The sequence below is a fragment of the Streptomyces sp. NPDC002044 genome, assembly GCF_040296725.1.
Classification (GTDB): domain Bacteria; phylum Actinomycetota; class Actinomycetes; order Streptomycetales; family Streptomycetaceae; genus Streptomyces; species Streptomyces antarcticus.
In genome coordinates, this window is the sequence record NZ_JBEOXU010000322.1 from 1 (window position 1) to 1537 (window position 1537).

Consider the following 1537-nt stretch of genomic DNA (forward strand, 5'->3'; position numbering starts at 1 on the left):
CCCCGTCTTCACGGCCCGCGCGGGCGGCGGCATCATCGAGGACGTCGACGGCAACCGCCTGATCGACTTCGGTTCCGGCATCGCCGTGACCTCCGGCACGCCGTGCGGGCTCCGGGGGAGGGTGACGGGGCAGGGCTGTTCGGCCGCCCGTCCGGCAGCCTCCACAGGCGGAATGTGCTCGTCTGTATCTGGACATTCCGGACAGTGGTCTGAAAGAGAGTCATCATGAGGCGCACGGACCGCCCCACGCCCGCCGATCCGCCCCCCGCACTCGCCCACCGGCCCCGCGGCTGGCGGCGGCTCGCCGTCATCGCCCTCGCGCCCCTGCTGGCGCTGACGGCCGGCACCGCGACCGCGCAGGGAGTGTGGATCACGGTTCCGTCGATGCCGGTCGCGCGGTCCGCGCTCGGCGGCGCGACCGCGAACTGCCCCGAGGGCCTCCAGGGCAAGTGCGTGTACGCCGTTCCCGGCACCGGGACTCCGGCGGACCTCGCGGCGTACAGCCCGGCCGTCAACACCTGGGCCACGCTGCCGCCGGTCAAGACGCCCCGCACCGGCCCCGCCGTGACGACGGCCCCGTGCCCGCCCGGGCACCGGGGCGAGTGCGTGTACGCCGTCGGCGGCACCACCGGCGGGGGAACGGTCAGCGCGGTGGTCGAGGCGTACAGCGTCGAGACCAACGCCTGGATCAGCCTGCCCTCCGTCCAGACGGCCCGCACCGGCGCGGCGGCCGCCACGGCCCCCTGCACCGAGGGCACCGGCCTGCGCGGCAGCTGCGTGTACGTGTTCGGCGGCGCCAACCCGGTCGGCGTCGAGCTGGCCACGGTGGAGGCGTACAGTCCGGCGACCGGCGTCTGGACCACCGTGACCCCGCTCCAGAGCGCCCGGTTCGGCCACGCCGGCGCAGCGGCACCCTGCGCGCCGGGCCTCGGCCTGAAGGGCACCTGTCTGTACGCCGTCGGCGGTGGTGACGGAGTCGTGGCCCTGAACTCGGTGGAGGTGTACAGCCCCGTGCTCAACGCGTGGGTCTACGCCCCGGCCCTGCCGACCGCTCGCTTCCAGGCGTCCGCGGCGGCGGCCCCCTGCCCGGACGGCATGACCAACGGCTGCGTGTACGTCGCGGGCGGCAGCACCACCGCCGGTACCGTACTCGGGACGCTGGAGGCGTACAGCCCCGTCTCCAACGCCTGGGTGACGCTGCCGTCGATGCCGACGGCACGCCAGTCGGCCGGCAGCGCCGCCGCTCCGTGTACCAAGGACCCGAGGAGCAATTGCGTGTACGTCTTCGGCGGAACGGACACGACGGGTACCGCCACGGCGGTGACGGAGGCGTTCGCCATCGAGCCGGCGAAGCCGCAGCCGAAGCCGAAGCCGAAGCCCCCGGCGAAGCCCAAGGAGCCGACGAAGACCCAGCCGTCGCCGACCGACGGCACGGCGCCCGCGCCGGCCGAACCCGACCTGCTGCCCTGACCCAGCCGGGCGCCCCGCTGCCCTCCCGGGTGGCGGGGCGCCCGTGCGCGCGTCAGGGGCCGAGCAG

The 1537-nt window shown here is 75.1% G+C and carries 1 protein-coding gene; it reads left to right on the top strand.

From position 1 onward, the window contains the following. Window positions 1–225 precede the first annotated feature (225 nt). Window positions 226–1470, top strand: coding sequence for a Kelch repeat-containing protein (locus tag ABT106_RS31935; protein ID WP_351284556.1), 1245 nt, complete (start codon window positions 226–228; stop codon window positions 1468–1470). Window positions 1471–1537: the final 67 nt, after the last annotated feature.

Coding starts and splice junctions, on each gene's coding strand:
- ABT106_RS31935 (WP_351284556.1), top strand. CDS start 226: ATGAGGCGCACGGACCGCCCCACGCCCGCCGATCCGCCCCCCGCACTC.